Annotated in this window: 22 protein-coding genes and 1 tRNA gene; 21 read left to right on the top strand and 2 right to left on the bottom strand. The window is 31.1% G+C overall.

The genetic code is table 11. The features are described from left to right. Positions 1-134 precede the first annotated feature (134 nt). Positions 135-863 (bottom strand): biotin--[acetyl-CoA-carboxylase] ligase, encoded by a 729-nt coding sequence (locus tag HMPREF1984_RS04570; protein WP_021766738.1) that lies wholly within the window; start codon positions 861-863, stop codon positions 135-137. Between the two features lie 777 nt (positions 864-1,640). On the opposite strand from HMPREF1984_RS04570, the gene pckA reads away from it, so the two are divergent. The 7 genes from pckA (at position 1,641) to HMPREF1984_RS04530 (ending at position 7,971) form a co-directional block, all read left to right on the top strand. Beyond that, positions 1,641-3,227 (top strand): phosphoenolpyruvate carboxykinase (ATP), encoded by a 1,587-nt coding sequence (gene pckA / locus HMPREF1984_RS04560; protein ID WP_036099805.1) that lies wholly within the window; start codon positions 1,641-1,643, stop codon positions 3,225-3,227. A 282-nt stretch (positions 3,228-3,509) separates the two neighbouring features. Beyond that, complete coding sequence (tenpIN, locus tag HMPREF1984_RS04555; RefSeq protein WP_021766735.1) at positions 3,510-3,944, top strand: type III toxin-antitoxin system TenpIN family toxin; 435 nt, start codon at positions 3,510-3,512, stop codon at positions 3,942-3,944. A 348-nt stretch (positions 3,945-4,292) separates the two neighbouring features. Further along, the gene (locus HMPREF1984_RS04550) at positions 4,293-5,675 is read left to right on the top strand and encodes an oxaloacetate decarboxylase subunit alpha (RefSeq protein WP_036099800.1); all 1,383 of its coding nucleotides are present in this window, start codon (positions 4,293-4,295) and stop codon (positions 5,673-5,675) included. Positions 5,676-5,691: 16 nt separating this feature from the next. Next, positions 5,692-6,048 (top strand): OadG family protein, encoded by a 357-nt coding sequence (locus HMPREF1984_RS04545; protein WP_021766733.1) that lies wholly within the window; start codon positions 5,692-5,694, stop codon positions 6,046-6,048. A gap of 72 nt (positions 6,049-6,120) precedes the next feature. After that, positions 6,121-6,495: a biotin/lipoyl-containing protein gene (locus HMPREF1984_RS04540; RefSeq protein ID WP_021766732.1), complete on the top strand. Its 375-nt coding sequence runs from the start codon at positions 6,121-6,123 to the stop codon at positions 6,493-6,495. 18 nt (positions 6,496-6,513) lie between these two features. After that, positions 6,514-7,632, top strand: coding sequence for a sodium ion-translocating decarboxylase subunit beta (locus HMPREF1984_RS04535; protein ID WP_021766731.1), 1,119 nt, complete (start codon positions 6,514-6,516; stop codon positions 7,630-7,632). 252 nt (positions 7,633-7,884) lie between these two features. Then, positions 7,885-7,971, top strand: a tRNA-Ser gene (locus tag HMPREF1984_RS04530). Between the two features lie 81 nt (positions 7,972-8,052). On the opposite strand, the gene HMPREF1984_RS04525 is transcribed toward HMPREF1984_RS04530, so the two are convergent. Beyond that, the gene (locus HMPREF1984_RS04525; protein ID WP_036099798.1) at positions 8,053-8,421 is read right to left on the bottom strand and encodes a YbaN family protein; all 369 of its coding nucleotides are present in this window, start codon (positions 8,419-8,421) and stop codon (positions 8,053-8,055) included. A gap of 188 nt (positions 8,422-8,609) precedes the next feature. Here HMPREF1984_RS04525 and pheS point away from each other — a divergent pair, with 188 nt between their 5' ends. The 14 genes from pheS to gap all read left to right on the top strand — a co-directional run bounded on the left by pheS (position 8,610) and on the right by gap (position 26,261). Further along, positions 8,610-9,626: a phenylalanine--tRNA ligase subunit alpha gene (gene pheS, locus HMPREF1984_RS04520; protein ID WP_021766729.1), complete on the top strand. Its 1,017-nt coding sequence runs from the start codon at positions 8,610-8,612 to the stop codon at positions 9,624-9,626. Positions 9,627-9,742: 116 nt separating this feature from the next. Then, positions 9,743-12,142 (top strand): phenylalanine--tRNA ligase subunit beta, encoded by a 2,400-nt coding sequence (gene pheT, locus HMPREF1984_RS04515; protein WP_021766728.1) that lies wholly within the window; start codon positions 9,743-9,745, stop codon positions 12,140-12,142. Between the two features lie 196 nt (positions 12,143-12,338). Then, positions 12,339-12,983 carry a thiamine diphosphokinase gene (locus HMPREF1984_RS04510; RefSeq protein WP_021766727.1) on the top strand — a complete coding sequence of 215 codons (645 nt, stop codon included), beginning with the start codon at positions 12,339-12,341 and terminating at the stop codon, positions 12,981-12,983. Positions 12,984-13,369: 386 nt separating this feature from the next. Further along, a complete protein-coding gene (locus tag HMPREF1984_RS04505) occupies positions 13,370-14,155 on the top strand; it encodes a ParA family protein (protein WP_036099796.1) in 786 nt (261 codons plus the stop codon). Continuing rightward, positions 14,145-14,711: a hypothetical protein gene (locus HMPREF1984_RS04500; protein WP_021766724.1), complete on the top strand. Its 567-nt coding sequence runs from the start codon at positions 14,145-14,147 to the stop codon at positions 14,709-14,711. The genes HMPREF1984_RS04505 and HMPREF1984_RS04500 overlap by 11 nt, the downstream gene beginning before the upstream one ends. A gap of 79 nt (positions 14,712-14,790) precedes the next feature. Beyond that, entirely contained in the window at positions 14,791-15,660 is an 870-nt protein-coding gene (locus HMPREF1984_RS04495) for an RluA family pseudouridine synthase (RefSeq protein ID WP_021766723.1), read from the top strand. A gap of 33 nt (positions 15,661-15,693) precedes the next feature. Further along, positions 15,694-18,411, top strand: a complete 2,718-nt coding sequence (locus HMPREF1984_RS04490; RefSeq protein ID WP_021766722.1) for a PEP/pyruvate-binding domain-containing protein — start codon at positions 15,694-15,696, stop codon at positions 18,409-18,411. 58 nt (positions 18,412-18,469) lie between these two features. Next, positions 18,470-19,639: a DUF3419 family protein gene (locus HMPREF1984_RS04485; protein ID WP_021766721.1), complete on the top strand. Its 1,170-nt coding sequence runs from the start codon at positions 18,470-18,472 to the stop codon at positions 19,637-19,639. Then, positions 19,626-20,957, top strand: coding sequence for a phosphatidate cytidylyltransferase (locus HMPREF1984_RS04480; RefSeq protein WP_021766720.1), 1,332 nt, complete (start codon positions 19,626-19,628; stop codon positions 20,955-20,957). Before HMPREF1984_RS04485 ends, HMPREF1984_RS04480 begins: the two co-directional genes overlap by 14 nt. A gap of 151 nt (positions 20,958-21,108) precedes the next feature. Further along, a complete protein-coding gene (locus tag HMPREF1984_RS04475; protein ID WP_021766719.1) occupies positions 21,109-22,107 on the top strand; it encodes a GNAT family N-acetyltransferase in 999 nt (332 codons plus the stop codon). Positions 22,108-22,135: 28 nt separating this feature from the next. After that, positions 22,136-23,674, top strand: a complete 1,539-nt coding sequence (locus HMPREF1984_RS04470) for an AMP-binding protein (protein ID WP_021766718.1) — start codon at positions 22,136-22,138, stop codon at positions 23,672-23,674. A gap of 18 nt (positions 23,675-23,692) precedes the next feature. Continuing rightward, positions 23,693-24,061 (top strand): hypothetical protein, encoded by a 369-nt coding sequence (locus HMPREF1984_RS04465; protein ID WP_021766717.1) that lies wholly within the window; start codon positions 23,693-23,695, stop codon positions 24,059-24,061. Between the two features lie 32 nt (positions 24,062-24,093). Then, on the top strand, positions 24,094-25,176 hold the full coding sequence (locus HMPREF1984_RS04460; protein ID WP_021766716.1) for a UbiA family prenyltransferase: 1,083 nt from the start codon (positions 24,094-24,096) through the stop codon (positions 25,174-25,176). Positions 25,177-25,253: 77 nt separating this feature from the next. Further along, positions 25,254-26,261, top strand: a complete 1,008-nt coding sequence (gene gap, locus HMPREF1984_RS04455) for a type I glyceraldehyde-3-phosphate dehydrogenase (protein ID WP_021766715.1) — start codon at positions 25,254-25,256, stop codon at positions 26,259-26,261. The last annotated feature ends 155 nt before the right edge of the window (positions 26,262-26,416 follow it).

Genomic DNA, 26,416 nt, shown 5'->3' with positions numbered 1-26,416 from the left:
TTACTAATAGCTTTTTATCAGAAGGAAAAAGTTTCTGTTTAAAATATACAATCTTTAATTCAGAAATTAGAGAAGAAGATAGAAACACCGTCAATATTACTTTGACGGTGTTTTTATATTTCTAACTTTAAAAATTACTTAATAACTCTCATTTTTTCTTCAAAAACCTCTCCTACAGAAAAAGTATGTATTTTGTCATCAATGAGTATTTCGAGTTCTCCATTATGGTTTATATTTTTTACGATTCCTGAAAAATAAGCTCTGTTTATTTTAAGATGAACCTTTTTCTCCTTCAGGTAGCTAAGTTCATTAATTTCAAGAAGGATTTCCTCCCATTTTCCATTTAGAAATGTTTCAAATAGAATTTTAAACTCTTCAATAACTGAAGTAATAATTTCTTTAATATCATAGTGTTTTCCAGTTATTTCAGAAATGGAAGCTGATGTTTCTGAAAGTTCGGCAGGCAGTGAATTATTTATATTTATTCCAATTCCGACAAAAAAGTTATTTTCAACTCTTTCCACAAGGATACCTGTTATTTTTTTTCCATAAAGATAAACATCGTTAGTCCATTTAAACATATAGTCAAGATTTTCTATTTTTCTAAGCCCCTTTATGACGGAAAGTCCTGCAATTAAAGGTAATTTTAAATATTCAGAATCATCAATGCTGCTATTTTCATCCTTTTTCACGAGAAACGTAAAAAGAGCCATTCCCTTTTGTGAAACCCATGTATTTCCCCTTCTTGCCTTACCGAGAGTCTGAGTTTCTGCTGTAACCGCATCATATTCTTCAAATTTTGAAATATTATTTTTCATGAATTCGTTAGTTGAATCAAGAGTTTCATAACTGTATATTTTCATTTTTTCAGCTCCTGTCCTGTTTTTTATAATTATATCACAAAAAATATGGTAAAATATATAAAATATTAAAGATTGAATAAAACCTATAAATTCTGTACATCTTTTATAGGGAAATAATATCTGGGAATTGTTATAATAGAATTGAAATAAGAAAATGATACAAATATTACTATTCAGAAAAAGGAAGCATTTAAAGTTGCAGGAATAAATGCAAAGAATAGGAGAGGATGTGAAATAAAAATAATAAAGAGACATAGATATGGAGAGAAAACGGCAGAGATTTTTGCTGTTTATTGGGATGAAGAAAGAAGTCAAACACTTTTTTTAGGAATGACAGACAAATATAGTGGAGTATATGTTTATTCAGAAAATGAAGTTGAGATTGTCAATCCAAATATAAACTTTAGAACAATTTATCTTTCTGGACATCTTCCAGGAGTATTTCATTGGGCATTAATAGAGAAAAATTTATTAGATGAGGTTATCGATGGTAATTCAGAATTAACAAAAAATTTTTTGGACATATTGCGTTCAGAGAATGTAATAGATTGGTAATTTTTATCTCCGGGAAAATTTTCTTTAAATAAAATTTGATTTTTAGGAAAATAGAGGTAAACTATGAATATAGAAATAATATTACAAAAAATCCTACTTTTCATGGAAACAGTTACAGACAATTAAATATAGTACATAACAACTAAAGCAGAAATAAGTATTTTAATAATTAAATATATAAATAACAAAATAATATTTTACTGGAGGTTAGTTATGAAAAAGATGAAAACATTTGGCTTAAAAAAACTGGGACTTTTCAATCCAAAAGAAGTTTATAGAAACCTTACTCCTACAAAACTTATAGAAATGGCTATCCAAAGAGGTGAAGGAGTATTGTCAAGTACAGGTGCATTATCTGTAACAACTGGAAAATATACAGGACGTTCCCCTGAAGATAAATTTATTGTTGATACGCCTGATATTCATAATAAGATAGCGTGGGGAAGTGTGAACAGGCCTATTGAAAAGGAAAAATTTGACCTTATATATGGAAAACTTATTTCCTATCTGCAAAATAGGGAAATATTTATTTTTGATGGACTTGCAGGAGCCGATCCTACATGCAGAAAAAAATTCAGGATAGTAAATGAAATGGCAAGTCAGAACCTATTTATACACCAGCTTTTAATAAGACCTACAGAAGATGAACTGAACAACTATGGAAAGGAAGATTTTACAATTATTGCGGCACCTGGATTCCAATGTAATCCGGAACTGGATGGAACACATTCTGAAGCTGCAATTATTATTAACTTTGAGAAAAAAATAGGAATTATATGTGGTTCAAGATATTCAGGAGAAATCAAGAAAATGGTATTCTGTGTAATGAATCTCCTGATGCCTGATTTGGATGTACTTCCTATGCACTGTTCTGCAAACATAGATCCTGTATCAGGAGAAACTGCTGTATTCTTTGGACTTTCGGGAACAGGAAAAACAACACTTTCAACAGATCCAAACAGAAAACTCATAGGTGATGATGAACATGGATGGTCTGATCATGGAATATTCAATTTTGAAGGAGGATGTTATGCAAAATGTATAAACCTCAAGGAAAAATACGAGCCTGAAATCTATCATGCGATAAAATTTGGAAGCCTTGTGGAAAATGTGGTAATGGATCCGAAGACACAGGAATTTGATTTTAAGGATAAGAGCCTGACTGAAAATACAAGGGTGGGATATCCTATCAACTATATTTCAAATGCACAGATTCCTGGAGTTGGTGGAATACCGTCAGTTGTAATATTCCTGACAGCTGATGCATTTGGAGTTTTACCGCCAATATCAAGACTGGATAAAAATGCTGCAATGTATCATTTTATAACAGGATTTACATCAAAGCTTGCAGGAACAGAAAGAGGAGTTACAGAGCCTCAGCCAACATTCTCAACTTGCTTTGGAGAACCTTTTATGCCTTTAAATCCAGCTGTTTATGCAGAAATGTTCGGTAAGAAGATTGAAAAATACAATACAAAAGTATTTCTAATAAATACAGGATGGTCTGGCGGTCCTTATGGAATAGGAAGCAGAATAGATTTGAAAAATACAAGGGCAATGGTAACAGCGGCATTAAATGGAGAACTTGATAATGTAGAATACAGACATAATGAAATCTTTAATGTGGATGTTCCTCAATACTGTCCAAATGTTCCATGTGAAATATTGAATCCTGCTGACACATGGGATAATAAGGAAGCTTATGATTCCTATGCAAGAAAGCTGGCAAAAATGTTCCAGGAAAATTTTGCAAAGAAATATCCTAATATGCCGATGCACATTGCAGAAGCAGGACCGAAAGCTGAGTAATGTAAAAAAAGAATAAAGAAGTTTATTATAATTCTTGACAAATTTTTAAAATCATATATAATATTGTTAAGATGATATGCTCGTAGTATAGCGAGCAGGATAAAAAAAAGAAGTATACAAATGGATGATATGCTCGTAGTATAGCGAACAGGATAAAAAAAAGAAGTATACAAATGGATGAGCCTCTTATTTTTTAAGAGGCTTTTAAATTTATATTAAAAGTAATATAATAGACTAAGAGATAATCATTATAACTTAGAAATTTAAAAGAGGGGAAATAACATGCAAAATAAAAGTATGGCATTTTTTTATTTAACACCTGAATTTTATGAAAAGTATAAAAACTGTAAAGAAATATTACAGAAACAGAAAAGACCTTATGCAGTTCACTTGATAAGGTATAATAACTTAATATTTGCCATACCTGTCAGAAGTAATATTAATCACAATTTTTCATATAAAACAGTAGGAAATAAGGGATTAGATTTTACAAAAACAGTTATTATTATAGATGAAAAATATCTATCTAATAATAAAGCTGTCATAAATCATGAAGAATATCTAAAATTAGATAAAAATAGAAAATTTATAGAAAAAAAGATGCTATCTTATCTGAAAATATATAAAAAAGCTTTAAAAACTCCTGATACTAATAAAAATAAAACAATTCTATCAAAAAGTGCATTACAGTATTTTCATAAGGAATTGGGAATTTAATTTAAATACTTTGTGACAAAATAGCTGAAAAACGAAAATTTACTATATTAATAGACTAGAATAGCAGAAATAGGTAAAGTCTTGATTAATAAATATGATTTTTCATGTTTAAGAATCAGGGCTTTTCTATTTTAGAAAAATAAAAAAATCTGGTAATTAGAAATATAACAGATAAAATAATACGAAAAAAGTTAAATTAAAATGATAAATAAGAAATATATAAAGTTGCTTTTTAGAAAAATGATAGTATAATTATATAGAAGACATATCATGTACAAATACAATTAATTAGCATAATAAACAACAATTAAAATAGAGTATCTATTGAAAATGAAGGAGGAAGTAACTTTGAGCAGAGTGAAAATAACAGAAACTTCATTAAGGGACGGTCATCAGTCTTTAATGGCGACAAGGCTTACAACAGCTGAAATCTTACCAATAGTAGAAAAAATGGATCGTGCAGGATATTATGCCCTCGAAGTATGGGGAGGAGCAACTTTTGATTCGGCAATCAGATTTTTAAATGAGGATCCATGGGAAAGATTACGGGAAATAAGGAAAAGGGCAAAAAATACAAAGCTTCAGATGCTTCTGAGGGGACAGAATCTTTTAGGATACAGACATTATGCAGATGACATAGTAGAGAAATTCGTTGAAAAATCAATAAAAAATGGAATAGATATAATAAGAACTTTTGATGCCTTAAACGATGTAAGAAATATACGTCAGGCATCGGAAAGTACTAAAAAATATGGAGGACACAGCCAGCTTGCAATATGTTACACAATAAGTCCTGTCCACACAATAGAATATTATAAGAATCTTGCACTGGAAATGCAGAATATGGGAGCAGATTCCATAGCAATAAAGGATATGGCAGGAATACTTCTTCCATATAGGGCTTATGAACTTGTAACTGAACTGAAAAAAGTAATAAGCGTTCCAATAGAAGTACATACCCACAATACTGCAGGGCTAGGAGCAATGACAAATCTTAAATCGGTGGAAGCGGGAATAGACATAGTTGATACTGCAATTTCACCACTTTCAGGAGGAACTTCGCAGCCAACTACGGAATCCCTTGTGAGAACCCTTCAGGGAACAGAACATGATACAGGAATTGATCTTAGTCTGTTAAAGGAAATTGCAGAATATTTTAAACCAATAAGAAAAAAATATCTTGATAAAGGAACATTAAATCCTCAGGCATTGTGTACAGAACCAAACATAGTGGAATACCAGCTTCCAGGTGGAATGCTTTCAAATATGCTCTCACAGTTAAAGGCACAGAAGGCAGAAAACAGATATGAAGATGTACTGAAGGAAATACCGAAAGTAAGGGAAGATTTAGGATATCCTCCATTAGTAACTCCTATGAGCCAAATGATTGGAACCCAGTCGGTATTCAATGTCCTGACAGGAGAAAGATATAAGATGATACCTAAGGAAATAAAAGATTATGTAAGGGGAATGTACGGAAAATCACCTGTCCCTATTTCAGAGGAAATGAAGAAAAAAATAATAGGAGATGAGGAAGTATTTACAGGAAGACCTGCAGATCTTTTAACTAATGAATATGACGAAATAAAAAAAGAAGTGGGAAATCTTGCCAGAAACGAAGAGGATGTACTGACTTACGCAATGTTCCCTCAGGTGGCACAGACATATTTTGAAAAACGTAATAATCCTCAAGAAGAAATAAAAGTACAGACTATAAATGTAGTATTTTAAGTGAAAGGAGAAATGAATGAAAATAATATATGGAGATTCTCCGATAACATTTGGAGATTCGCTGGTTATAACAGTAGTGAGTATGCTGACAGTATTTTTAGTTTTGATTCTGATTTCTTTTATACTATCCCTTTTAAAATATCTTCCTTCTGAAAAGAAAGTAACTGAAAATAAAAAAGTTACAGTTAAACCGTTAGCAGATGCATTTTCTGTTTCATCGGAAAATTCTGCATCAGAAGGAAAGAAAATAGGACCGGAAGACATAAAGGATGAGAAAATGCTTGCAGCTGTTGCAGCCGCAGTTATAGATGCAGCCGGAGAAATTGACAATGCCTATATAAAGGTACAATCAATAAGGGAAGTAAATCAGTAAACAGGTAAAACATAAAAAAAGGATTATACGTTATCCTGAATGAACGTAAATATAACCTGCAGGGAGATTGTTATGATAAAATTATATAAAATAAAAATTGGAGACAAAGTTTATGAAGTAGAACTGGAAGCAGTAAGTGAAAAGGAAGGAAAAATTGAAGCTGCAAAGCCTGAAACTATAAAAGAAGAAAAGCCGGAAAAACCAGAGGACAAGATAACAGAACAAAAGGTAGGAAATATAAAAGTTGAAGCACCTATGCAAGGACTTGTAGTAGGTGTAAATGTTTCTCCAGGGCAGAAGGTGAAGGCAGGAGAAACATTGATAGTACTTGAGGCAATGAAAATGGAAAATCCTATAGCTGCCCCTGTAGATGCTACTGTGGAAGGAATACATATATCTAAAGGAGATACTGTGGAAACTGGGGCATTACTTATCAGTTTGTCATAGTTACGAAAGGAGAAGGAAATGGAGTTACTGAAAACACTTTATAGTACAACAGGACTGGCCATGCTGACGTGGCAGCAGTTTATAATGATAATAGTTGCACTTATTTTACTGTATCTTGCAATAAGAAAAAAATATGAGCCATATTTACTGTTACCCATATCTTTCGGAATGCTTCTTGTGAACCTGCCAGGAGTACCAAATGAAGGAATGATGGAACCTGGAGGATTATTGTATTATCTGTACCAGGGAGTAAAACTTGGTATATATCCGCCATTGATATTTTTGGCAATAGGTGCGAGTACTGATTTTGGACCGTTAATAGCCAATCCTAAAAGCCTTCTGCTTGGAGCGGCAGCACAGCTGGGAATATTTATCGCATTTATAGGTGCAATATTGCTAGGTCTTACAGGAAGGGAAGCGGCTTCCATAGGAATAATCGGAGGAGCGGACGGACCTACAGCAATTTATACAACAACAAAACTGGCACCTGCCCTGCTTGGTCCAATAGCAGTTGCAGCGTATTCCTATATGGCATTAGTACCTATAATACAGCCACCAATAATAAAACTGCTTACAACAAAAAAGGAAAGACAGATAAAAATGGTACAACTGAGGGAAGTAAGTAAAGGTGAAAAAATCTTATTTCCTATAGCAGTAACAATAGTAGTTACGCTTCTTATACCTTCTGCGGCTCCTCTTATAGGGATGCTTATGCTGGGAAATCTTATAAAGGAATCTGGAGTAGTCGGAAACCTTGTTGAACATGTAAAAGGTGCAATGCTCTACTGCATAACGATTGTACTTGGAGTAACAGTAGGAGCTACAGCAAATGCCCATACATTCCTGAATGTTACAACGTTGAAAATATTGGCGTTAGGATTGTTTGCCTTTGCATTTGGAACTGTGGGGGGAGTACTGTTTGGGAAAATAATGTGCAAACTGAGTGGTGGAAAAGTTAATCCTATGATAGGAGCGGCAGGAGTTTCTGCTGTGCCTATGGCAGCGAGGGTTGTACAGAAAATAGGTCAGGAGGAAAATCCAAGCAACTTTCTTCTTATGCATGCAATGGGACCTAATGTTGCCGGAGTAATAGGATCTGCAGTTGCAGCGGGAGTTCTACTTATTATATTTAAATAGAAGATATATTATAGAGCCTGAAACTGGATTTTTGAAGTGATTACAGAAATTATTTAATGGTAATAGCCTAAAAATGTGATAAAATTAGGAAAACAATAGGAAATAATTTTTAAATTCAGAACAGGAAGTAATATTGAAAAATGTAAGAATACCAAAGATAAGGATATTTCTTTGAATAAAATCAAATAATTCTGTCATACCATTGACTTTTAAGTATAAGTTTAGTATAATGACTTTTGTGAGTAATTTTGCGGAAGTATCGCCTAATGGTAGGGCAGCAGCTTGGAAAGCTGTGGGCGGTTAAACGTCTTGTGGGTTCGAGTCCCTCTACTTCCGCCATTTTTAAAAATAAAATATATAATATAGAAAAAACTATCTCGTAAAAGGCGTAAAAGCAATTTATGAGATAGTTTTATTATATTACTTATCCAGTTTTGAAGTTTTTATACAGAATATGAAATAGTAATATTTAAATATTACAGCTAGAATAAGTGCTAACCGTAAATAGTTATTTTTTACAAAAAAAATTGGAAAAGCAATCATTGTACTCGATAGGCACAATAATCCTATTTTTGTTTTTAGAGTCATACTTCTGTTCTTTTCAAAATCTTCCAGATAATTCTTATATATCTTTGTCTGGGTGAACCATCCATGAAATCTTTCAGATCCCCTCGCAAAGCAGAAACTGGCCAGAAGAAGAAAAGGCACTGTAGGAAGTCCCGGTAGAAAAGAGCCGGCAATTCCGAGCCCCATGGAAACAAATCCAAGTATAACGTATATTATTTTCATATTGTCCTTTCTGAATATGAATTTCTCTCCCATCTGATAATAACATTAATATAAAACTTTTTCAATTAATAATTCTCTTAAAGGTACAAATTAGTTATAAATTGTGATATAATCTAAGTTAAATATAAAATGAAAATAATATATATAAAACGAAAGTATAAATGTTTGGTATAAGTTAAGGAGGAAATATGTTGGAAAAACTGTCCCGTTTAAGAGAGGACGTGCTGGAAAAACTTAATAATGTAGGAAATCTTGATGAGCTGAATGACCTGAAGGTAAAGGTTTTAGGTAAAAAGGGAGAATTTACAGCCATAATGAAGGGAATGGCAGAAATTGCAGCTAAAAAAAGAGCTGAATTTGGTAAAGTGACAAATGAATTAAAAGTTGTTCTGCAGGACAGATTTGATGAAAAACTTAATACATTAAAGGAAATGGCAAAACAGGAAAGACTGAAAAATGAAACTATAGATATTACACTACCTGGAAGAAAAGCAAATGAAGGATCCCTTCATCCATTGACAAAAACGGTTGCTGAAATAAAGGAAATAGTTTCTGATATGGGGTTTGACATTGTTGACGGACCTGAAATTGAATATGTAAAATACAATTTTGATGCATTAAACATTCCAAAAACGCATCCTTCAAGAGAAGTATCAGATACTTTTTATATTCAGGATGATGTAGTGCTTAGAACACAGACTTCAGGAATGCAGATAAGATACATGCTTGATAGGAAACCTCCTTTTAGAATGGTGTCTATTGGAAAGGTTTACAGACCTGATTATGACGTATCCCACACTCCTATGTTCCACCAGATGGAAGGACTTATGATAGGGGAAGATGTTTCTTTTGCAAACTTTAAGGCAATACTTGAAAATGTTGTAAAGAAAATATTCGGAAAAGAAAGAAATGTAAGATTCAGACCTCACTTTTTCCCATTTACAGAACCTTCGGCAGAAATGGATGTTGAATGTGGTGTATGTAAAGGAAAAGGATGTAGAGTATGTAAAGGAACCGGATGGCTTGAAATTCTTGGAAGCGGAATGGTAAATCCAAAAGTTCTTGAAGGAGTGGGGATAGATCCTAAGAAATATCAGGGATTTGCATTTGGACTTGGACTTGAAAGAATTACAATGTTAAAATATGGAATCGATGATTTAAGGGCATTTTTTGAAAATGATGTAAGATTTTTAGATCAGTTCTAATACTAAATAGGAATTTATAAATCTGAATCTCAATATTGGTCAAATGATTTTAAATTCCTGAAAGAAGAAAAGAATGTACTGTAATAGTACAAGAAAAAGAAAATTAAGGAGGAAAAATGCTAATTTCTTTAAATTGGTTAAAGCAATATATAGATTTAGACGGAATAGAAATAAATGAAATGGAAAACTCCCTGACTATGATAGGACAGGAAGTTGAAAAAATAGAAATAGCAGGAAGCAATTTGGAAAATGTTGTGACTGCAAAGATTATAGAAAAGGAAATGCATCCTGATTCTGACCATCTGACAGTATGTAAAGTGGATAATGGTAAAGAAATACTTCAGATTGTATGCGGAGCTTCAAATCATAAAGCTGGGGATAAAGTGGTGTTGGCACAGATAGGGGCAAAGTTAAGTGAAGATTTTGTTATAAAAAAAGGTAAAATAAGAGGAAAAGAATCGTGTGGAATGCTTTGTTCCGAAGTAGAACTTGGAATAGGAAGCGACAAGGACGGAATTATAATACTTCCTGAAGATGCTCCGATAGGTGTACCTTTTAAGGATTATCTAGGAATAAACGATACTGTATTTGAACTGGAAATAACTCCAAACAGGCCTGACTGTCTTTCGCACATTGGGATTGCAAGGGAGCTTTCAGCATATTACGGTAAGGAGCTTAAATATCCTGAAACAGAAATAAAAAATGAAATCGAAGAGAAAACGTCAGATAATGTAAAAGTTACTATAGAAGACAGTAATCTTTCCAGAAGATATGTAACAAGAATTCTGAAAAATGTGACAGTAAAGGAAAGTCCAAAATGGCTTAAGGAAAGAATAGAATCTGTTGGACTTAGAAGTATCAACAACATAGTTGATGTATCCAACTTTATTCTTATGGAAATAAATCACCCTAACCATGTTTTTGACCTTGATAAAATCGAGGGAAATGAAATAAAAGTAAAATCAGCGGTAAAAGGGGATAAACTTGTAACTCTTGATGAGCAGGAAAGAGAGCTTGAAGACGGGGACATTGTAATATGTGACAGTAAGAAGATACTTGCCCTCGGTGGTGTTATGGGAGGACTTGATTCAGAAGTTACAGATAATACGAAAAATATTCTTCTGGAAGTTGCACAGTTTAATCCTCAGAATGTAAGAAAAACTTCAAGAAGACTGACTTTATCAAGTGATTCTTCATACAGATTTGAAAGAGGAATTGATGTAGAAGATTCAATAAAAGTAATAAACAGACTTGCAAATCTTATACAGGAAGTGGCAGGAGGGGAAATTCTAAACGGTTATGTGGATGTTTATCCTGTTCCATATGAAAATAAAGTAGCAGAACTTAATTTTGAAAGACTTAACAGATTTGTTGGAAAAGTTATTCCTAGGGAAAAAGTAATAGAAATTTTGAGAAATCTTGAGATAGATGTTAAAGATAATGGTGAAACGCTTACTCTTACAGCTCCTTCATACAGAGGAGACCTGGAACTTGAACAGGATTATTTTGAAGAAGTAATAAGAATGTACGGTTTTGATAATATAGAAAATATTCTTCCAAGAGTGGATATAAACAAGAATTCAACTCTTGATACTACAAAACTTACTGACAGGGTAAAAACTATATGTGCAAGCGTAGGATTGAAGGAAGTTATAAACTACAGCTTTATTCCTAAAGATGCATTGCAGAAACTGAAGTTTACAGGAGTTTCAGAAGATAAACTGATTGATATTTCAAATCCAATAACAGAAGATTTTGTTACAATGAGACCTACATTACTGTACAGTCTTATAAAAAATGCCAAGGATAATATGAACAGAAATGTCTCAAATATAAGGTTCTTTGAAGTAAGCAGAACGTTTGAAAAAGCTGAAGAACTTGCAAAAGAAGATATAAAAGTGGGAATTATTCTGGCAGGTGAAAATGACAAGACTTTATGGAATCCAAAACCTGTTCACTATGACTTTTATGATTTAAAAGGAATTGTGGAAGAAATTTTCTCAAAATTGAAATTTCAAAATTTTTCAATAAAAAGATCTGTACAGACTGAATTCCATCCAGGAAGATCAGCTGATGTGTTTGTTGGAAAAGAATACATAGGAAGTTTTGGGGAAATACATCCTGATGTTCTTGAAAATTTTGGATTGAATAAAAAGACTGTACTAGTTGCAGAATTTAATATTGAGCTAATTAAAAAGTACATAAATAAACCATTTGTTTATCAGGGAATTGTTAAATATCCTGCAGTTCCAAGAGACCTTGCCCTTGTAATGAATGAAAATATACTGGTTGGGGATGTTCTGAAAACAATTGAAAAAATAGATAAAAAGGTTGAAAAAGTGGAATTGTTTGATATTTATCAGGGAATAGGAGTAGAACCTGGTAAAAAGAGTGTAGCTATAAGTATTCTGTTAAGAGATGACTCTAAAACTCTTGAAGAAAAGGAGATTAATGATATTATTGATAAGATTCTGGCTAAAATGAAAAAGGATTATATGGCAGAATTGAGACAGTAGCATTATTTTAGAAGTATCTCACATAAAAAACTTTAAAATGTAAAATATGTAAAATAAGAGGTGAGTATAGACATGACCTATGAAAATTAAAAATTTAAAATATAAGAATTTTCAGGGTCATGTTTTTTTATGAAATCAATTAGTAAAAAATTACATAGAAAATACAGACATATATTTTATAAAAAAGGATGATGACATGAAGGCAGTTGTATTTTTAAATGGAGAATATAAATATTCGCAGGAATTTATAGACAGACTGTTTGATGAGGAGACAGTTCTTTTATGTGCAGACGGAGGAGCTAATTATGCATATAAATACAGTAAAAGACCATCTTATATAATAGGTGATCTAGATTCAATAGATAATCCTGTTCTGGAATACTTCAAAACACAGGGAATAAATATAGTGAAATATAATCCTGAAAAAGATTATACTGATTTTGAATTAATTCTGCAAAAAATAAATGAACTGGAAAAGAAAAATGGCTTTAAATATAAATCTATTAATATTTTAGGTGCTTTAGGAAAAAGAATAGATTTGACATTGAGTAATTTATTTCTTATGGAAAAATATCCTAATATTACGATTTTATCAGAAGATGAAGAAATTTTTTATAAGGATGAATCTTTTTCGATAAATAATAGGAAAGATTATGGATTCTCAATAATTCCATTAGATGAAATAATAGAAAAACTGACATTAAAAGGATTTAAATATGAAACTTTCAATCTTGATGTAGAAAGAAAAATTTCCCGCCTTGTCAGTAACATAATAACTTCTGATGAATGTAAAGTAACATTTAAAAAAGGTAAGATGTTAGTTATTTTGAGAAAACATTAAATACAGAGGAGCTGATTAAGTTAGAAAAATCATGAATTAATCACATAAAAATTATATTTATTCATTTACTAAAATTTTACTCATATAAAACAGTCATTCATTAAGGAAAAGTCAAAAACTCGCCTAAAAGCTCAAACAGATGACTTTTTCTAAATTCATTTCCTGTTTTATATTGTAAAATTTTAAATAATTCAAAAATATAATTTTCATATGAAAATTCATTTTTTTCTTCTAAATAGCTCTTTTTTATTGATTTTCTCAAAATAACTGACATTATACATTTCCATATTTACTTTAAAAAAATAGATTATTAAGGTATAATATAAATAAATGAAAAATATTGTCGCACGTGTGCGACAATATAAAATATAAAAATGGAGGAAAAAATGAAAATAATTTCTGTTGTTAATCCGAAAGGTGGAGCAGGAAAGACAGTAACGGCGGTAAATATCTCATATGCTTTGCATAATAGAGGTAAAAAAGTTCTGTTAATTGATGCTGATGCAAGAGGAGCAGTTTCAGTATATCTGGGATTGAAAAATGAAAATACATTGTTTCATTTAATAAAAGAACAGTACGAAAAATTAAATGTATTTGATTTAAAAAAATATATAATAGAAAAAAATGGGATTGATATAATAATTTCAGATGCTGAGTTAAATAAAATGGACGGCTATTTTATAGTTGAAAATCAGGATGCACAGTCTCAAATTGACAGTATTGTAAATATACTTTACCTGTTTGAAGACTATGATTATGTTATATTTGATACAGAGGGAACTGTAAATAACCTTACAAAAGCAGTTTTAAAGGCAACTGATTATATTTTTGCCCCTTCTAAAAGTTCAGCTATAGATATAAATGGACTGGCAGATTTACTTAATATGTATGATATTTCAAGGGTAATTAATCCAAAACTTGAAATAAGGAAGATATTCCTTGTGCAGACAAAACAGAATACAATAGTCTACAAGGAAACAAAAGATGAACTTATGAAATATTTTTCCAATAATGAATTTTCTGAAATTTCAGTGAGGGAAGACCAGAATATACTAAATTCAATGAAACAGCAGAAGGATATATTTTCCTATAGAAGTTATTCCAATGCGGCGATAGATTACAAAAATCTTGTTGATGAATTTTTAGAGGAGGAGGAAGAAAATGAGTATTAACAGTATTTTAGAAAAAAGAAATAAATTTCAGCAGACAGTGGAAACTACAAGTAACTTTGATTTTGAATTTTATGGAATTGAAGATGATTTTACAAGAAGCGAGCTTCTAAAAAAAGAAGAAACAGCTAAAAGAAATATAATGCAGATACAGAGAAATACAATAGAACTAGGAAAAATACTATTTGAAGCTCAGGAACTTCTGGCAAATAATAAAAATGGTGCATTCAATGGATGGTTTCTCAATCTTGGGCTGAAAAAAGATTTTGTTTACAGGGAAATACAGAGATATAAAATATTCTTAAAATATCATAATGATAAAATTAAAGAATTATCTGTGAGAACAATAAAATATATAAGCAGCAATGAAATTCCTGAAGAACAGGTAATTGAAATTATTGAAGCTGAAGAGCCTTCAAAGAAAATAGATGAAATTGAAAAAAGCTTGAAAAATGAGCTTACAGCAGAAGAAAAAATAAAGGTTCTTGAAGTTAAAATAATACAGGCAAAGAAAAAAATTGCAAAATGGGAGCAGGAAATAACAAATTTAAAAGGATAACTTAAGAGAAGCCTTTTAACTGGAAAAATTGTCTTAACTTAAAAGAAAGAAATTATAAATTATGAGGTAGTATAAAAAAATGAAAAAATTTAGACTGGAAAAGGAATACCAGAGAATGAAAATATCCCAGTATCTGAGGGAAGTTCAGAATTATTCAGGGAGAAGTCTTAGAAATGTGGAGGTATTCCTAAATGGAAAGAAGGTAAGGACTACAAAAAAACTTCCTTCAAGTGGTATACTGAGGGTAATTGAAAAGGAAAAGGGGACAGATATAAAGCCAATAAAACTTAATCTTGATATAGTATTTGAAGATGAAGACATAATGATAGTAAACAAGGAGCCTTTTCTTCTGACTCATCCTACACAAAAAAAGGCTGATTTTACCCTTGCAAACGGAATAGTATATTATTTTAAGGAAAAATACGGCAAGGAAATGGTACCGAGATTTTACAACAGGCTTGATATGAACACATCAGGACTTATAATAATAACAAAAAACAGCTTTGCCCAGGCTTTTTTACAGAATTTTTCAATATTTGAAAAGAAATATCTGGCGATAGTTGACGGAATTATTGATTCTGATGAGGAAATTGTTATAGAAAAGCCTATCTACAGGGACGGAGATAATTTACAGAGGATCATAGATGAAAGAGGGCAGTATGCAAAAACTGTAGTAAAACCTATAAAAAAATTTGAAGATAAGAATGTGACACTTGTAGAATGTGAGCTTTTTACAGGAAGAACTCATCAGATAAGGGTGCATTTAAAGTCCATAGGCCATACAATTACAGGTGATGAACTTTATGGAAATGGCCTGAATCCTGAAAAAGGGATAAAAAGACAGTTTTTACATGCCTACAGGGTAAAGTTCACTCATCCTGCAGCAAAGAAGGAAATGGAAATAGAAATATCATTACCTGAAGATATGAAGGAGTTTCTTGAAAAATAAGTTTTGATTTCATCTTTGAAAGGGGACAGAAGAATGAAATATATCTATAATATTGAAAAAACAAAAGATTATACTGAAAAAATTGATTTTGAAAAAAAAATAGGAAAAAAGGCACAGAATTTACTTGAACTGGCAGTTCAGGGATTTAATGTGCCTAAATTTTCAGTAGTTACAAATAAATATTTCAGGGAAGTAATACTAGATGAGATAAAAGAATATAACAGAAAAGAAGGAAATGAAGATAAAATAAGTGACTGGAACAGCATATTTGATAAAAATACAGAAAGAAAGACAGAAAATATAATAAAAGTCATAAAAGAGCATAAAATTAAGGAAGAATTTTTGGCAGAAATAGAAAACATAGCAGAAAACAATAGCTATTATGCTGTAAGATCTTCTTCAATAGAGGAAGACAGCAGTAATTTTTCATTTGCAGGTCAGTTTGAAACATATCTATATGTAAAAAAGGAAAATATAATTGAAAAAGTGAAGGAAGTATGGATTTCTTCCTTTTCAAATCATGTCATGAAATATAGAAAAGAAGGAAAAATAAACAATGAAATAAATGTTCCGGCAGTAATAATTCAGGAAATGGTAAATTCTGAAAAGGCCGGAGTCGGATTCAGTGTAAATCCCGTAAATGGAAATTATGATGAAATTGTAATTTCAGGAACTTATGGCCTGGGAACAAGCATAGTTGATGGGGATGAAAATGGAGACCTGTTTATATATAATAAAAAAACGAAGGAAATAAAAAAGGAAATAAGAACTAAAAAAATAAGACAGGTTTTAGATTTTGAAAACAAGAAAATAAAGACAGAAGAAATAAATATTGAAGATGAAGTATTAAATGACAGCGAAGTACAGGAACTGGGTGAAAATATCATAAATATTGAAAAATATTATGGAAAACCTCAGGATATGGAATGGGCATTTGAAAAGGGAAAACTTTACATATTGCAGTCAAGACCGATAACAACATTAAAAAAAGCAGATGAAAAAACAGCAAATGTAATAATATGGGACAACAGTAATATTGTAGAAAGCTACCCTGAAATTACTCTTCCTCTTACCTTCAGCTTTATAAGAAAAGCCTATTCTGATGTATATAAAAGATTTTCAGAAATTACTGGAGTGCCTCCGAAGGTTGTTGAAAGCTATCAGGTTGTATATGACAACATGCTTGGATTATTAAAGGGAAGAGTTTACTATAATCTGATAAACTGGTACAAACTTCTCATGCTGTTTCCTAATTCACGTAATAACAGTAAATTTATGGAGCAGATGATGGGGGTGAAAAAGGAACTGTCTGAAGAAGATATAAATGAAAACCTTCTGGAAGCGGAAGAAAAAATGTCTTCGTGGGAAAAATTCAGAAACAGGATTGAAAAGCTGAAGGCAGGGACAACATTATTCCTAAATATGTTTCTGATTGAGAATAAGGCTAAAAAGTTTTATAAACTTATAGATGAAAATCTTAACGGAAAAAATAGCAGGCTGGAAGAAAAAAGTGTGAAGGACTTGAAAAAATATTATAAATTTCTTGAAAATAAATTTTTGAAAAACTGGGAAATTCCTATTATAAATGATTTTCTTGTAATGGTATGGTTTGGCCTTTCAAAAAAAGCAGCTGAAAAATATATAAAGGAAAATTTTGAGGAAGTGCATAATATTCTTATTGCTCAGGAAGGTAGCGACATGATAAGTGTTGAGCCTTCAAAATATATTATGAAAATGAGCAATATAATAAAAAAGGATAAGGATTTACAGAATGAAATAAAAGGGATAATTGAAAAGGCTGCAACAGACATTAATATTGAAAATTTAACTAGGAATAAAGAATTTAACTCATTACTGGAAGAATATATGCAAAAATTTGGTGACAGGACAGTGCATGAGCTGAAGCTTGAAGCATTGACATTGAGGGAAGATCCGTTATTTTTAATTAGAATGGTATATTCGATTTCAATGACAAAGGAAGTAACGGAACATAGTAAAAGGAACATTTCAGAGGAACAGAACAAAATATATGAAAATCTTAAAATCAGTCCATTGAAAAAATTTATACTGAAAAAAACAGTATCCTATGCAAAAAAATTTATTCGATTAAGGGAAAATCTACGATATGAAAGAACAAAGGTTTTTGGCATGGTCAGAAAAATTATGAAAAAAATGGGAACTTACCTGAAGGAAGAAAATATAATAGTTCATGAAAGGGATGTATTTTATCTGACAATTGACGAAATTTTTGGGCTGATAGACGGGGCATTAATTGATACAGATTTGAAAAAGCTGATAGATTTAAGAAAGGAAAAATATAAGGAATATGAAGAAGGAGCTGTCCTTCCTGACAGATTTTTAACGAGGGGATTTTTAGGAGAAAACTTCCATTATGAAGATTTGATAGGAAATGAACAGGGAGATAAAAATATTCTTAAGGGAACAGGATGCAGCAAGGGAGTAGTTAAAGGAAAAGTAAAAATTGTACTAAATCCTATGAATACTGAAGTTGAAGACGGAGATATTGTTGTTACAAAATCTACGGATCCAAGCTGGGTTATGGTTTTTCCTTTATTAAAGGGGCTTATAGTGGAAAAAGGAAGTCTTTTATCACATAGTGCAATTATTTCACGTGAAATGAATATACCTGCCATAGTTGGAGTACAGGGAGCAGTAACAGCCTTAAAAACAGGAGATTTTGTCCAGTTTGACGGAAGTACGGGAATAATAAAAAAGTTAAATGAAATATAAAATCAGTAAAAAAGACAGATTAGAAAATGTATACAGATAAATTTGGAGGAAGTTATAGATGAAAAGTGAAGTAAAAGAAAACAGGGTAGATTTTTCTTTGATAAGGTATTCCCAATGCTGGGAAGATACGGAAGTTTTACTCGAAAGTCTTAATATACAGGAAAATGATATATGCTTTGGGATACTATCTGCGGGAGACAATGTATTTTCCATGCTTGCAGAAAATCCGGAGAAGGTGGTTGCACTTGATATAAGTTTTCCTCAGATAGCACTTGCCAAGCTGAAAAAGGAAGTTTTTAATAGTTTTTCCTATGATGAAATGCTGGAGTTTATGGGGGTTACAAAATCTGACAGAAGAATTGAAATGTATGACAGGATAAAAGAAAATCTTGATAAAGAAGTGAAGGAATACTGGGACTTTAACAGGGAAGCAATTGAAAATGGAATAATCCATACAGGAAAATTTGAAAAGTTTTTTAAGATTTTCAGGGAAAAAATACTTCCTTTTGTGCATAATAGAAAAAGAGTGGAAAAACTTCTTGAAGATAAACCAGAGCAGGAAAGAGTGGACTATTATGATAAATACTGGAATAATTTCAGATGGAAACTGATGTTTAAGCTGTTCTTTTCAAAATATATAGTTGGGAAACTGGGAAGGGATAAGGAATTTTTCAGATATGCAGAAAAAAATATTTCTGAGGAGATGACAGAAAGAAGCAGATATGCCCTCTGTGAGTTAAATCCGTATGAAAATCCTTACATTTGCTATATTTTGACAGGAAATTACAGTAAAGACTGTCTTCCTTATTTCCTGAGAAAGGAAAATTTTGATAAAATCAGAAAAAATCTTCATAAGGTGGAAATTATACAAAGTTCAGTTGAAGAATATCTGGATCAGATTGATTTTAAAATAAATAAATTTAATTTAAGTGACATATTTGAGTATATGTCAGTTGAAAATTACAGCAAATTAATGGAAAAAATTTATGAGAATGCTGAAGATAATGCATTGCTTGCATACTGGAATCTTATAGTTGAGAGAAATTCAGAAAAACTTGGTTATAAAGGGACGGATAGTGGAACAGCAGTTACTGGAAAAGAAAAAAATTTAGACGGGAAAAAATTCGAAAGAATGAAGGAACTTGACAGTAGACTTCACAAAAGGGATATGACATTTTTCTATACGGATTTTGTAGTGGAAAAGGTGATAAAAAATGGAAATAATTAAAATTATACTAGTTCTGGCAGCTTTTGTGCTATTTTTCCTTCTGCTTAATAAACTTGAAAAAAGCGGAAAATTTAATTCAGAATTCGTAAGGAAGATTTTACACATAGGTTCAGGAATTGGAGGACTGGCACTTCCTTTTATCTTTGAAAGAAAAAGTTCAGTTGTAATACTTGGGGTTGTGTTTCTTATATTGCTTGTTTCCATAAGAATTATGAAGCATAAGGTGACAGGATTTAAAAAGGTGCTGGAAACCAAAAATAGAAAAACTTTTGGAGATATATATTTTATTATGACAATTCTTGGACTATGGCTTGTTTCAAGCGACAATAAGGTAATGTATACCCTCCCTATTATAATTTTAATGTTTTCTGATGCCTTTGCGGCTCTTATAGGTGAGTTTTATAGCAAGTATAAATTTAATACAGGATTTGGTACGAAATCAATAGAAGGTTCAGCAGCATTTTTTCTTACAACATACTTCATATGTATAAATTTTTTTCTATTTTTCAGTGATATCGGGAATATAAATATTGTACTAGTTTCCCTATTGTTAAGCATTCTTACAATGATTCTTGAAGTTATTTCATGGAATGGTCTGGATAATCTTTTTGTACCGTTCTTTGTATACATGTTTCTGAGGCTGAACCTTTACCTCACTGAAAAGGAACTTATGTACAAATTCTGGGTAATGGTGATACTGTTTGTCATTATAATATTAAACAGGAAAAAGACAACTCTCACAAGAACTGCACAGACTGCAAGCCTATTCTTTCTTTATATAATCATGATAATGGGAGGAATAAAATGGCTTGTACCCCCTCTTATTATGTATCTGGGATATTACCATATTACTCCTAAGGTTGAAGGCCAGGTCAAAGATTCACTGAAGGGGCTTCTGGCTATTGCCTTTACTACATCCATATGGCTTGCATTAAGTATAGTAATGGATAAGGATAAATTATTTCTAATTTATATATTTTCCTTTTCACTGCATTTTGGAATTATAAATTTAATAAGAGACAATGCAGGAAATATAAACAGGGAAACATTCAGGATGAAATTTCTGATGGGAAGTATAGGAAAGGCTCTGATGTTCTTTATAATAAATCATATTATTTTATCAGGAATTATAGATTTTAAAATGCTGGCAGGAGTAATAGTTCTAATATTTGGAGGAATATTTACATACGAAACAGTTATGAAAATATATTACATGGTTGAAAAAGAAAAGGAACTTAGCGGAGAAACAAAAGTATTTATAACTTCCGGGATAGTTTTCTTCTACTCGTTGCTGCTGCTTGGGATAGGAATGCTATAGGCAGAGGGTAACATAAACATGAAAGAGTAGAAATTGTAATAAAAAATTTTATAAAATTCAGAATTAGATTGGAAATATTAAGTATTGGAAATTATAAATTAGATTTTAGATAAGTTTCACAATAAATTTAATAGAAAGCAGCTGATAATTTATGAAAATGAAAAGATATAAAAAAATTAAGGAATATATTAGGGAAAATAATATTTCTCAGGAAGAAATACAAAAAATAATGATAGAACGGCCATCAGAAATAATAGTTATGCATAATGAAAATAATGAAACAGCAGGAAGTTTACATTTATGGCATAACCGGCCGGACTATAATGGAAAAAAGACATCATATATAGGAAATGTAAATATAATCGAAAAATATAGGAAAAATGAAGAAAATATTTTTGATGAAATATTTGAAAGCTTAAGGAAGGAAGGGATAGAAACAATAATAGGGCCTTTAAACGGAACTACATGGAATACATACAGATATGTAACTGAAAAAGGAAATGGAAGAAGATTTTTACTTGAACCGTGGAATGAAGACTACAATGTATCATTATTTGAAAAAATTGGGTTTAAATATTTGGCAGGATATATTTCTACTATAATGGAAGGCATGAATTCTGAGGGAAGAAAAAATTTAAATAAAAAAATGGAAAGGCTGAAAAAATTTTCCTACTATAAGGATATAAGGGTGGAATCAGCTGAAGATAAGGATTTACTTACAGTTCTGAATGATGTTTATAATTTGACGGTGGAATCCTTTAAAAATAACTTTTTATACTCTGAACTGGAGAGGGAAATATTTTTAAAGATGTACATGAGTTATGAGGATAAAATTGTAAAAAAACTTTTTAAAATGCTTTATCTTAAAGATGAACTTATAGGATATGTATTTGGAATACCTGATTATACAGAACTTGGATATAAAGGAAAAATAGAGACAATGATTCTTAAAACAATAGCTGTTTCTCCTGTATATAATGGAAAAGGAATGGGGTATATTCTTATAAACTCTCTTGTTGAAGAGGCAGAAAAGGACGGATATGAAAATGTCATATATGCATTGATGCATGAAAGTAATATCTCTAAAAATATAGGAATGCAGCTGGGAAATATATTAAGAAGATATACCTTATTTATAAAAGAATTATAAAATATCAGAATTTTTTGAAAGGTGAGATATGACAATAATAAGTAAAATGAAGGAACTAAAGGATAAATATCCTGAAAGGACTGCACTGATAGATGCAAAAACAGGTAGTAAGATTACCTTCAGGGAGTTTGATGCTAAATCTGATAAGATATGTTCCTATTTAAAAGAGAAAAAATTTAGGAAAGGCGATAAAATAGTAGTTTTTGTTCCTATCGGAATAGAATTTTATCTTATCCTTATAGCCATATTTAAAATGGGATTACAAGCAGTATTTATTGATCCATACGCAGGTCTGGAGCATATAAACAGATGCTGTGAAATGATTTCACCTGAAGGAATAATTGGAAGTGGAAAAACACTTCTGAAAGGATTTTTCCTAAAAGGTATAAGAAAAATTGGGAAAAAAATTAATTATGAGAAAATAATGAAGGAAGCTGAAACAATATCCCTTACAAATAGTGTGGAGGATAAGGAAATCAATGAAAATACACCTGCCCTCATTAGTTTTACGAGTGGAAGCACAGGTTTTCCTAAAATTATAATGAGAACGCATGGATTTTTAATTGGCCAGCACAATGTACTTGAAAAGAATCTGAAATTTCAGGAAGGAACAGCGGTGTATTCGTCATTTCCAATATTTTTGCTTTCACATATGGCAACAGGAGCAACAGTATTTATCCCTGACATAAACTGGCAGAAACCTTCTGAATCAAATTTTCAGGATATTGTACAGTGTATAAGAAAAAATAATATAGAAAATATTATTCTTCCTCCTGTAATTTTTGAAAATATTACCGAGTGCTGTAAAAAAGATGGGATACAGCTAAATAATGTTCAGACAGTGTACACAGGGGGAGCACCTGTCTTTCCATGGCTTATGGAGAAAATCAGAAAAACATTTATAAATGCTGAGATTAACGCATTATATGGAGCTTCAGAAGCTGAACCAATATCAAGGCTGAATTTTGAAGATATAACAGAAGATGATATTAAAAGTATGAAAAATGGAGATGGACTTCTCGCAGGAAAGATAGTTGAAGGATTGGAACTTAAAATAGAAGAAATACAGGAAAAGGAACTGGATAGAAATTTTGCAGAAGAAAATAGCAACGTAGAAATTAATTCAGAAGTTAGAGGAGAAATACTTGTAAAGGGTGAAAATGTAGTAAACGGATATTTAAACGTTCAAAAAAATCCTGATGAAAAATGGCATAGGACAGGAGATATGGGGTATATTAACAGTAATGGCCAGTTAGTATTACTAGGAAGAGTTAAAGGGAGAATACAGATTGGAGAAAAGATTTACTATCCCTTTGCAGTGGAAACCGCATTTTCCTTTTGTGAAATTCTCAAAAAATCAGTACTGACTTCAAAAAATGAAAAACTTTATCTTCTTGTTGAAAGAAATTCCGAATATAAAGGAAATTTATCTGAAAATATTGAAATTATGGAACTGAAGAAAAAGTTTGAAATATTTAAAATAATTGAAACTGAAATTCCTATGGATAAGAGACATAACAGCAAGACGGACTATAAGAAGCTGGAAGAGATAGTTGAAAAAATTTAGAAAGGAAAAGGAAATTTTATGAATAAAGAAGCAAAAGAATTAATTCAGGAAGGATTAAAATTATTTTCATCATACAATAGAGATACTTTAAAAATGTTTTATCGTTCGGCAAAAGAAAACGAAGCGGATTTATCACATCTGGATAAGAAATATCAAACTTATACACGTGCTAAGGCAAAAGGAATGTTTTTTGACCTCGCATTAGGATTTCTTGATGCTTTCGCAAGTGCAGGAAGTCCTGTAATGGTAATAGATAACACAAAATCTGAACGATATAATGAAAAAAAATTAATATTGAGATACAAAATTAAAGATTTTCTTGAAGAAACAAATGTAGATGATAATACTGGATATTTACTTTCAATGGTTGAGTTTTATTGCCAGTAAAATATATAATATTCTAAGAGGAGAAAATAAAAATGAACGAAAGTAATATAAATTCAAAAAAATCAATAGTTCAAAATATAAAAAATTTTAAAATATATCTGAATGAGCGGTTTCCATTAGGAAAAAATTCGTTTTTTGTACTGATTTTTACTTTGTCAGGATATATTTACACAGGATTACTCTATAATTCAAAAATTATAAAGCCAACTTTGTCAAAAGAAGTCAATAGAGTGCTACTATTCTGGGATAAAGAAATTGATAAAGTACCAATAATCTGGTATAAATTACTTCCTTTATTTATCATAATATTCATGTTTTTCTTTCAGTTGAGAATTACAGATGAATTTAAGGATTATGAAGAAGATTTAAAATATAGGCCTTACAGACCTGTTCAAAGAGGAATAATTTCCTTAAAAGCATTGGGGAAAATTGGAATTGCAACTATTATAATACAAATAATTCTTGCACACGTTATAAATCCTAAACTAATTTATTTCATGCTATTGGTGTGGGTTTATATGTTTTTAATGACAAAGGAATTCTTTATAAAGAACTGGCTAACAGAAAGGATTCTAATCTATGCCCTTTCCCATGTTGTAATAATGATATTTATTACCCTAGTTATTGTAAAAGGAACAGGATATATTTTGGAGTCTCATTTTTTAGAAACCTTGTACTTATCAGTAGAAAAATACGGAAAAAATATTTTTATAGGACTAGTTCCTCTTTTTGCATTAAATTATTTAAATGGAATTGTCCTGGAAATTGGAAGGAAGACTAGAAAGAGTGATGAAGAAGAACACGGAGTACAGACATATAGCAAACTGTGGGGAAGAGAAAAAGCAGTGGTTATATTGTGTATGCTTTATGCAATTGAGTACATTCTTGTTCTTTTTGGACTTTTAAATATAAATAAGGAATACTTCTTAGCAGGCCAACTTATATTAACTATAACATTAGCATTATCAGTATACTTTATGATAAAATTTTTAAAAAAAGATTTAACAGGAAAAATACCGGAAAATATCTCGGGATTATGGATACTTTTGTCCAGTATGAATTTGGGTCTAATCCAGTATGCAGTTTTTTATGTGTTAAATCTATTGAAAAGTTAGAAGAATTATGATATACTCAACTTGTACTAAGATATATTAATTATTAATATATAAAATTTTTAGGAGGTAATAGGAATATGGCAGTTAAAGTAGCAATTAATGGATTTGGAAGAATAGGAAGATTGGCATTAAGATTAATGGCAAACGATCCAGAATTTGATGTAGTTGCAATTAACGATTTGACAGATGCAGCAATGTTAGCACACCTGTTCAAATATGACACAGCACAAGGAAGATTCAATGGGGAAATCGAAGTTAAAGAAAACGCTTTCGTAGTAAATGGAAAAGAAATCAAAACTTTTGCAGATGCAGACCCTGAAAACTTACCATGGGGACAATTAGGAGTAGATGTAGTTCTTGAATGTACAGGATTCTTCACTTCTAAAGAAAAAGCTGAAAAACATATTAAAGCAGGAGCTAAAAAAGTAGTTATATCAGCACCTGGATCAGGAGATATGAAAACAGTAGTATTTAATGTAAACAATGAAATTCTTGATGGAACAGAAACTGTATTATCAGCAGCTTCTTGTACAACTAACTGTTTAGCACCAATGGCTAAAGTATTACAAGATAACTTTGGAATTGAAGCAGGATCAATGACAACTATCCACGCTTATACAGGAGACCAAAATACATTAGATGCACCACATAGAAAAGGTGACTTCAGAAGAGCAAGAGCAGCAGCTGCAAATATAGTTCCTAACACAACTGGAGCAGCAAAGGCTATTGGATTAGTAATACCTGAATTAGCAGGAAAACTTGATGGGGCAGCTCAAAGAGTACCAGTTCCTACAGGATCATTAACTGAATTAATCTCAGTTTTAGGTAAAAAAGTTACTAAAGAAGAAGTTAACGCAGCTATGAAAGCAGCTTCAAATGAATCATTCGGATATACTGAAGAACCATTAGTATCTTCTGATATAGTTGGAATTCACTACGGATCATTATTTGATGCAACTCAGACAAAAGTAATCGAAAGTGGAGACAAACAATTAGTTAAAACAGTTTCTTGGTATGACAATGAAATGTCTTACACAGCTCAATTAGTAAGAACATTGAAATACTTTGTTGAACTTGCAAAATAGTAAATAAAAGTTATTAAATATAGTAGCTGTTCTAAAAATATTAGGACAGCTATTTTCTTTTTATACATTATAGTAAGCAATAAAAGTAATTAATTGAAATGTAGAAAAAAGTAATTATAAAAAAATTCAAATTATTTAACAACATTCTATTTATT

It is taken from the genome of Leptotrichia sp. oral taxon 215 str. W9775 (assembly GCF_000469505.1).
Taxonomy (GTDB): domain Bacteria; phylum Fusobacteriota; class Fusobacteriia; order Fusobacteriales; family Leptotrichiaceae; genus Leptotrichia_A.
Note: the sequence above shows the minus strand (reverse complement) of the source record. Positions and strands in the feature narration are given on the sequence as shown.

Bases quoted from the DNA above. Each gene is read 5' to 3' on its own strand.
- HMPREF1984_RS04540 (WP_021766732.1), top strand. From the start codon at position 6,121: ATGATAAAATTATATAAAATAAAAATTGGAGACAAAGTTTATGAAGTA.
- HMPREF1984_RS04570 (WP_021766738.1), bottom strand. From the start codon at position 863: ATGAAAATATACAGTTATGAAACTCTTGATTCAACTAACGAATTCATG.
- HMPREF1984_RS04460 (WP_021766716.1), top strand. From the start codon at position 24,094: ATGAACGAAAGTAATATAAATTCAAAAAAATCAATAGTTCAAAATATA.
- HMPREF1984_RS04490 (WP_021766722.1), top strand. From the start codon at position 15,694: ATGAAATATATCTATAATATTGAAAAAACAAAAGATTATACTGAAAAA.
- HMPREF1984_RS04470 (WP_021766718.1), top strand. From the start codon at position 22,136: ATGACAATAATAAGTAAAATGAAGGAACTAAAGGATAAATATCCTGAA.
- HMPREF1984_RS04480 (WP_021766720.1), top strand. From the start codon at position 19,626: ATGGAAATAATTAAAATTATACTAGTTCTGGCAGCTTTTGTGCTATTT.
- pckA (WP_036099805.1), top strand. From the start codon at position 1,641: ATGAAAACATTTGGCTTAAAAAAACTGGGACTTTTCAATCCAAAAGAA.
- HMPREF1984_RS04465 (WP_021766717.1), top strand. From the start codon at position 23,693: ATGAATAAAGAAGCAAAAGAATTAATTCAGGAAGGATTAAAATTATTT.
- HMPREF1984_RS04535 (WP_021766731.1), top strand. From the start codon at position 6,514: ATGGAGTTACTGAAAACACTTTATAGTACAACAGGACTGGCCATGCTG.
- HMPREF1984_RS04545 (WP_021766733.1), top strand. From the start codon at position 5,692: ATGAAAATAATATATGGAGATTCTCCGATAACATTTGGAGATTCGCTG.
- HMPREF1984_RS04525 (WP_036099798.1), bottom strand. From the start codon at position 8,421: ATGAAAATAATATACGTTATACTTGGATTTGTTTCCATGGGGCTCGGA.
- HMPREF1984_RS04495 (WP_021766723.1), top strand. From the start codon at position 14,791: ATGAAAAAATTTAGACTGGAAAAGGAATACCAGAGAATGAAAATATCC.
- pheS (WP_021766729.1), top strand. From the start codon at position 8,610: ATGTTGGAAAAACTGTCCCGTTTAAGAGAGGACGTGCTGGAAAAACTT.
- HMPREF1984_RS04510 (WP_021766727.1), top strand. From the start codon at position 12,339: ATGAAGGCAGTTGTATTTTTAAATGGAGAATATAAATATTCGCAGGAA.
- HMPREF1984_RS04485 (WP_021766721.1), top strand. From the start codon at position 18,470: ATGAAAAGTGAAGTAAAAGAAAACAGGGTAGATTTTTCTTTGATAAGG.
- pheT (WP_021766728.1), top strand. From the start codon at position 9,743: ATGCTAATTTCTTTAAATTGGTTAAAGCAATATATAGATTTAGACGGA.
- HMPREF1984_RS04505 (WP_036099796.1), top strand. From the start codon at position 13,370: ATGAAAATAATTTCTGTTGTTAATCCGAAAGGTGGAGCAGGAAAGACA.
- tenpIN (WP_021766735.1), top strand. From the start codon at position 3,510: ATGCAAAATAAAAGTATGGCATTTTTTTATTTAACACCTGAATTTTAT.
- HMPREF1984_RS04475 (WP_021766719.1), top strand. From the start codon at position 21,109: ATGAAAATGAAAAGATATAAAAAAATTAAGGAATATATTAGGGAAAAT.
- gap (WP_021766715.1), top strand. From the start codon at position 25,254: ATGGCAGTTAAAGTAGCAATTAATGGATTTGGAAGAATAGGAAGATTG.
- HMPREF1984_RS04500 (WP_021766724.1), top strand. From the start codon at position 14,145: ATGAGTATTAACAGTATTTTAGAAAAAAGAAATAAATTTCAGCAGACA.